This window comes from Methylobacterium sp. WL18, assembly GCF_008040015.1.
Lineage (GTDB): Bacteria > Pseudomonadota > Alphaproteobacteria > Rhizobiales > Beijerinckiaceae > Methylobacterium > Methylobacterium mesophilicum.
This window is the reverse complement of record NZ_VRVD01000294.1, coordinates 1-5,761: the sequence shown is the minus strand read 5'-3', so window position 1 is coordinate 5,761 and position 5,761 is coordinate 1. Positions and strand designations below refer to the sequence as shown.

The 5,761-nt window shown below is 70.2% G+C and carries 5 protein-coding genes, 1 tRNA gene and 1 pseudogene; 4 read left to right on the top strand and 3 right to left on the bottom strand.

Going from position 1 to position 5,761, the window contains the following annotated elements; genetic code table 11:
* A partial coding sequence (gene hemC, locus FV228_RS18740) for a hydroxymethylbilane synthase (RefSeq protein WP_147856004.1) occupies positions 1-693 on the bottom strand: 693 nt, incomplete at its 3' end.
* Positions 694-878: 185 nt separating this feature from the next.
* Here hemC and FV228_RS18735 point away from each other — a divergent pair.
* Positions 879-1,793, top strand: coding sequence for a metallophosphoesterase (locus FV228_RS18735; RefSeq protein ID WP_147856003.1), 915 nt, complete (start codon positions 879-881; stop codon positions 1,791-1,793).
* 48 nt (positions 1,794-1,841) lie between these two features.
* Entirely contained in the window at positions 1,842-2,303 is a 462-nt protein-coding gene (locus FV228_RS18730; RefSeq protein ID WP_147856002.1) for an ABC transporter ATPase, read from the top strand.
* A 33-nt stretch (positions 2,304-2,336) separates the two neighbouring features.
* Here FV228_RS18730 and FV228_RS18725 read toward each other — a convergent pair whose 3' ends face one another.
* Positions 2,337-3,869 carry an acyl-CoA carboxylase subunit beta gene (locus FV228_RS18725; RefSeq protein WP_147856001.1) on the bottom strand — a complete coding sequence of 511 codons (1,533 nt, stop codon included), beginning with the start codon at positions 3,867-3,869 and terminating at the stop codon, positions 2,337-2,339.
* Between the two features lie 158 nt (positions 3,870-4,027).
* Positions 4,028-4,102: transfer RNA gene (locus tag FV228_RS18720), tRNA-Val, on the bottom strand.
* Between the two features lie 170 nt (positions 4,103-4,272).
* On the opposite strand from FV228_RS18720, the gene FV228_RS18715 reads away from it, so the two are divergent.
* Together FV228_RS18715 and FV228_RS18710 are read left to right on the top strand one after the other, a co-directional pair.
* A complete protein-coding gene (locus FV228_RS18715; protein ID WP_238259915.1) occupies positions 4,273-4,614 on the top strand; it encodes a SelT/SelW/SelH family protein in 342 nt (113 codons plus the stop codon).
* 55 nt (positions 4,615-4,669) lie between these two features.
* Positions 4,670-5,761: pseudogene (locus FV228_RS18710) on the top strand (histidine kinase); the annotation flags it as partial.

Genomic DNA, 5,761 nt, shown 5'->3' with positions numbered 1-5,761 from the left:
CACCACCACGACGATCGCGGCCGAGCGGGCGCAGGCGATCGGCGCCAGCAGGGCGCGAACCGCCGCGTCGTTGGCCCGGCACTCGATCCCGAGGGCGCCCTGCGCCACCGCGGGCAGCATCTCATCGACCGAGAGGACGCTGCGCGCCATATCCTGCAGGCCCAGGCGCTGCAGCCCGGCGAGCGCCAGCAGCGTCGCGTCGCATTCGCCGGATTCGAGCTTGCGCATCCGGGTGTTGGCGTTGCCGCGCAACGGCACGACCTTCAGGTCCGGCCGGTGCATCAGCACCTGCGCCCCCCGCCGCAGCGACGAGGTGCCGACCCGTGCGCCGTGCGGAAGGCCCGCGAGCCCGTCCGCACGCGGGGACAGGAACGCGTCGCGCGGGTCGTCGCGCTCCAGGATGCAGGCGATCACCAGCCCGTCCGGCAGCCAGGTCTCCACGTCCTTCATGGAGTGGACCGCGACGTCGACCTCGTCGGCGAACAGAGCCTGCTCGAGTTCCTTGGTGAACAGCCCCTTGCCGCCGATTTCGGAGAGCGGGCGATCCAGGATCTTGTCGGCCACCGTGGTGACCACCACGAGTTCGGTCTCGAGCCCGGGATTGGCCGCCACGATCTTGTCGCGCACCATCCCGGTCTGTGCGAGCGCCATCGGGCTGCCGCGGGTACCGATGCGCAGGGGGCGGTTCAACATTGGGGTCCGGACGTTTCTTGCGGCGTTATGCGCCCGTTATAGCCTGCCCGTAGCCGCAGGCCATCGCCGGATGCGGGATTCAGCCTCGCTGAATCGTCTTCGTGTCAGGTTGGGCACCGCCCCGGTTTCGCCGGACTGAGCGCTTAGCGGCAGGCACATCCTTTCGAGAGCCTTTGGACATCTCCATGCTGATCGTGCCGAGCCGCCGGCAGTTCCTGACCGGGCTTGGCGCCGGCGCCGGCCTGCTCGCCGGGACAGGCGTCTACGCCTTCGACGTCGAGCCGCTGCACCGGCTGGTGGTGACCACCTATGCGCCGGTCCTGCCGCGCTGGGACCCCGCCCTGCACCTGCGCGTGGCGGTGCTGGCGGATTTCCACATCTGCGAGCCGTACATGCCGTTCGACCGGGTGGCGGAGATCATCGATGCGACGAATGCCCTGAAGCCCGACCTCGTGCTGATGCTCGGCGACTACCCGGCCGGCAAGATCGCGTGGCGCAAGCTGCCGCTGGCGCAGTTCGCCCGGATGGTCGAGGGACTGAAGGCGCCCCTCGGGACCCACGCCATCCTGGGCAACCACGATTGGTGGGACGACCACGCCGTCCAGCGCTCCCGCCGCGGCTCGCCCGCGGTGAAGCACCTGCTGGAGGCCCGCGGCATCCCGGTGATGGAGAACGAGACGCTGCGGCTGGTGAAGGACGGGCGTCCGTTCTGGCTCGCCGGCCTCGCCGACCAGCAGCCGTTCTACAACAGCCAGGACGAGGGACTCGACGACCTGCCCGCCACCCTCGGGACGATCACCGACGACGCGCCGGTGATCCTCATGGCCCACGAGCCCAACATCTTCGCCGCCGTCCCCGACCGGGTCTCGCTGACGCTCTCCGGCCATACCCACGGCGGCCAGGTCCGGCTGTTCGGCCATTCCCCGGCGATCCGGCGGGTCCGCGGCCACGATTACGCCTATGGCCACGTCATCCAGGACGGGCGCCACCTGATCGTGTCCGGCGGCTTCGGCATGAGCCGGATCCCGGTGCGCTTCGGCGTGCCGCCGGAGATCGTTTTGCTGGAACTTGGCGGTACCGCCGAGCCGCCCCGCGCCTGAACGCCGCGCCACGCGTCTTTTGCGTTCGTGCTGCGCTAACTACCGGCCATGCGCGCGCTTCTTCCCGTCCTCGCCCTCACGATCCTCGCAGCCGGCCCCGGCACGGCTCGGGCCCAATCCTGCGACACCCTGATCGACAAGGTCACGGCGGCGACCGCCGCGAAGGTGACGGAGCGGCGCAGCGACTACGCCAGCTTCGCGGACGGCCCCGACATGACCCTGTCGCTGGCCTGCGGCAGCCCGGACCTGTCCTCGGTCGGCGCGCAGTATCGCGGGGCCAGTCCCCCGGAGGCGTATTACGAGACGTTCGGCCGGGCCGGGCACGCGGTGACCGGCATCGATGCCGCGACCATCACCGAGGCGGCGCACAAGGCCCAGGCCGCGGCCGTCCGCCTGCGCCACAGCAACGTCGACCTGGGCGGCGCCCGGATCACCTGCTCGGCGATGGTCTCCCCCGACAAGGGGCCGCTGACGCTGTGCGCGGTGATCGAGCACAGCGACCGGAGCTGAGGCCGGCGACGGCGCCGCCGGCCCGCGCACGCCTCAGAGCGGGATGTTGTCGTGCTTCTTCCAGGGCTGCTCCATCTCCTTGGTGCGGAGCATGCCCAGCGCCCGGGCGATCCGCTTGCGGGTCGAGTGGGGCATGATCACCTCGTCGATGTAGCCGCGCTCGGCGGCCACGAACGGCGACAGGAAGCGGTCCTCGTACTCGCCGGTGCGGGCAGCGATCTTGTCCGGGTCGCCGAGTTCGCTGCGGAAGATGATCTCCACCGCGCCCTTGGCGCCCATCACGGCGATCTGTGCGGTGGGCCAGGCGTAGTTCAGGTCGGCGCCGACGTGCTTGGAGGCCATCACGTCGTAGGCGCCGCCGAAGGCCTTGCGGGTGATGATCGTCACCAGCGGCACCGTCGCCTGCGAATAGGCGAACAGCAGCTTGGCGCCGTGCTTGATCAGGCCGCCGTATTCCTGCGCGGTGCCCGGCAGGAAGCCCGGCACGTCCACGAAGGTCACGATCGGGATCGCGAAGGCGTCGCAGAAGCGCACGAACCGCGCGGCCTTGCGGGAGGCATCCGAATCCAGAACCCCGGCCAGCACCATCGGCTGGTTGGCGACGAACCCGACGGTACGGCCCTCGATCCGGCCGAACCCGGTCATGATGTTGCGGGCGTAGGCCGCCTGGATCTCGAAGAAGTCGCCCTCGTCGACGACCCGGCGAATCAGCTCGCCCATGTCGTAGGGCTTGTTCGGGTTGTCGGGGATCAGGGTGTCCAGCGACATGTCGAGCCGGTCGACGTCGTCGAAGCTCTCGATCTCCGGCACGCCCTCGATGTTGTTGGCGGGCAGGAAGTCCAGCAGGCGGCGGATCTGCAGGATCGCCTCGACGTCGTTCTCGAACGCACCGTCCGCGATCGAGGACTTGCTAGTGTGGACCTTGGCGCCGCCGAGTTCCTCGGCGGTCACGACCTCGTTGGTGACGGTCTTCACCACGTCGGGGCCGGTCACGAACATGTAGCTCGTGTCGCGGACCATGAAGATGAAGTCGGTCATGGCCGGCGAGTAGACGTCGCCGCCCGCGCACGGGCCCATGATCACCGAGATCTGCGGGATCACGCCCGAGGCCATGACGTTGCGGCGGAACACCTCGCCGTAGCCGCCGAGCGCCGCGACGCCCTCCTGGATGCGCGCGCCGCCGGCATCGAAGATGCCGATGATCGGGGCGCGCATCTTCAGCGCCATGTCCTGCACCTTCACGATCTTCTGCGCGTGCGCCTCCGACAGGGAGCCGCCGAACACGGTGAAGTCCTTCGAGAACAGGAAGACCGTGCGGCCGTTGATCGTGCCCCAACCGGTGACCACGCCGTCGCCGGGGATCTTCTGCTTCTCCATGCCGAAATCGGTGGAGCGGTGCTGCACGAACATGTCGAACTCCTCGAACGACCCGTGGTCGAGGAGGAGTTCGATCCGCTCGCGCGCCGTGAGCTTGCCGCGCTTGTGCTGGGCCTCGACGCGCTTCTCGCCGCCGCCCAGACGCGCCTGGGCCCGCCGCTCAGCGAGCTTGTCGAGGATGTCCTTCATGGCTGTTCCCGCCCTTACCCTGCTCGTGCCGCCTTGCCCGGTTGAGGCCGGGTCGAAGCTTGTGCGTTCACCGATCCAGCGGCCTTAGCACGGGCGTTTCAGGTGGCAAACCGACGCCAATGTCAGACACGTCGGACATTCGGGGGGAGGGAGGAGAATGGTGGACGGTGCAGGGATCGAACCTGCGACCTTTCCCGTGTGAAGGGAACGCACTACCGCTGTGCTAACCGTCCGTGCCGGTGTGCCGCCCGGGGGCGGGACCACCGCGGTCGTACGCGCCTGGAGCAGGCCGCGACCGGATGCCGGGCCTTCTAGGGCGCGCCGACCCGAAACGTCAAGCGCCGCGCGCGCCGTTCCGGTGGGTGAGGTTGACAAGGATGGCGCCGCAATGCGCTGTGGCCGCATGCACGAGAAGCAAGCGGGCGATCCGTCCGACAGCGACGTGACCAGGGAGGACGGCCTGCGCCGGGCCGGACCGCGCGTCGCGATCACCTATTGCACGCAGTGCAACTGGCTGCTGCGCTCCGCCTGGATGGCGCAGGAGCTGCTCTCGACATTCCGTGACGATCTCGGCGAGGTCGCCCTCGTGCCCGCCACGGGCGGCGCGTTCCGGATCGAGATCGCCGGGGTCCTCCTGTGGGAGCGGGTCCGCGACGGCGGGTTTCCGGACGTCAAAGCCCTCAAGCAACGGGTGCGCGACCACCTCGACCCGGGGCGCGATCTCGGCCATATCGACCGGTCATGAAGCGAGGGAACGGCGAGGAGCCCGCGGGGCACCGCGTGCCGGGGACGGGCGCCGCTTGAGCCCGGAACAGGACGCCGAGGGCGCGAACCTCCCGGCGGTCCTTCCCGCGCGCCGGTCGTGGCTGTCGCGCCGGATGCACCGGTTCGGGCGCAACGGGTTCTCCACGCAGGTCTACCTGATCGCCCTCGTGGTGGCGCTGATCGGCCCGGGGCTGCTGTTCACCAGCATCCTGCTCATGCGCTACGCCTCGGCCGAGCGCGCCCGCTTCGAGCAGGACGCCCGCGAGAACGTGCGCGGCATCGGCCTGTCGCTCGACCGCGACACCGCCGGCCTCGTCTCGGTGCTCCAGACGCTGGCCACGTCGCCGCGGATCCGGCAGGGCGATTTCGAGGCGTTCGACGCGCAGGCTCGTCTGGTGCGCGAGTCGATCGACCTCGACGTGCTGCTGCGGCGCCCGAACGGCCAGGAGGTCGTCAACACCGGCGTGCCGCGGGGCGCGCCGATGCCGATGATGCCGCTCCCGTTCGATCCGGAGCTGACGCAGGGCGCCCAGCGCGCCATGGTCAGCGGCTACGTCCCGGGCCCGACCCCGAACGAGGCGACCTACGCGGTCGGCGTCCCCGTCATGGTCGAGGGCGAGGTCGCCTACCTCTTGAGCTTCACGGTGCCGCTGTCGCGCCTCCAGGGCATCCTGTCCCGCGAGGTCGTACCCGGCTGGACCACCGGCATTTCCGACCGGAACGGGACCGTCCTCGCCCGGTTGCCGGACCCGGATTCCGTGGTCGGCAAGCCCCGGCTCGCCAGCCTGCGCCAGGTCCAGACCGCGACGCCGGGGGTGTGGGAGGGCCAGGACCGCCAGCACAAACCGGTCGTGGTGATCGAGGCGCGCTCGCGCCTGACCGGCTGGATGGTCGCCACCAGCATCCCGCAGGCGCTGGTCGATGCCCGGGTGCGCCGCTGGGTCTGGGCCTTCGCGGGCTTCGGCCTCCTGGTGCTCGCCACCTCGTCGGTCCTGGCGGTCAACCTCTGGTCCCGGGTGTCGCGCCCGCTGCGGCTGCTGGCGGCCTCGGGCCCGGCGCTCTCGCGGGGCGAGGCGATCCCCCGGGTGCCGTCGCCGGTCCACGAGATCCAGCGGCTCGGGGCGGTG

Excerpts from the sequence above, each read along its gene's own strand:
- FV228_RS18730 (WP_147856002.1), top strand. The coding sequence starts at position 1,842 with ATGCGCGCGCTTCTTCCCGTCCTCGCCCTCACGATCCTCGCAGCCGGC.
- FV228_RS18725 (WP_147856001.1), bottom strand. The coding sequence starts at position 3,869 with ATGAAGGACATCCTCGACAAGCTCGCTGAGCGGCGGGCCCAGGCGCGT.
- FV228_RS18735 (WP_147856003.1), top strand. The coding sequence starts at position 879 with ATGCTGATCGTGCCGAGCCGCCGGCAGTTCCTGACCGGGCTTGGCGCC.
- FV228_RS18715 (WP_238259915.1), top strand. The coding sequence starts at position 4,273 with ATGCACGAGAAGCAAGCGGGCGATCCGTCCGACAGCGACGTGACCAGG.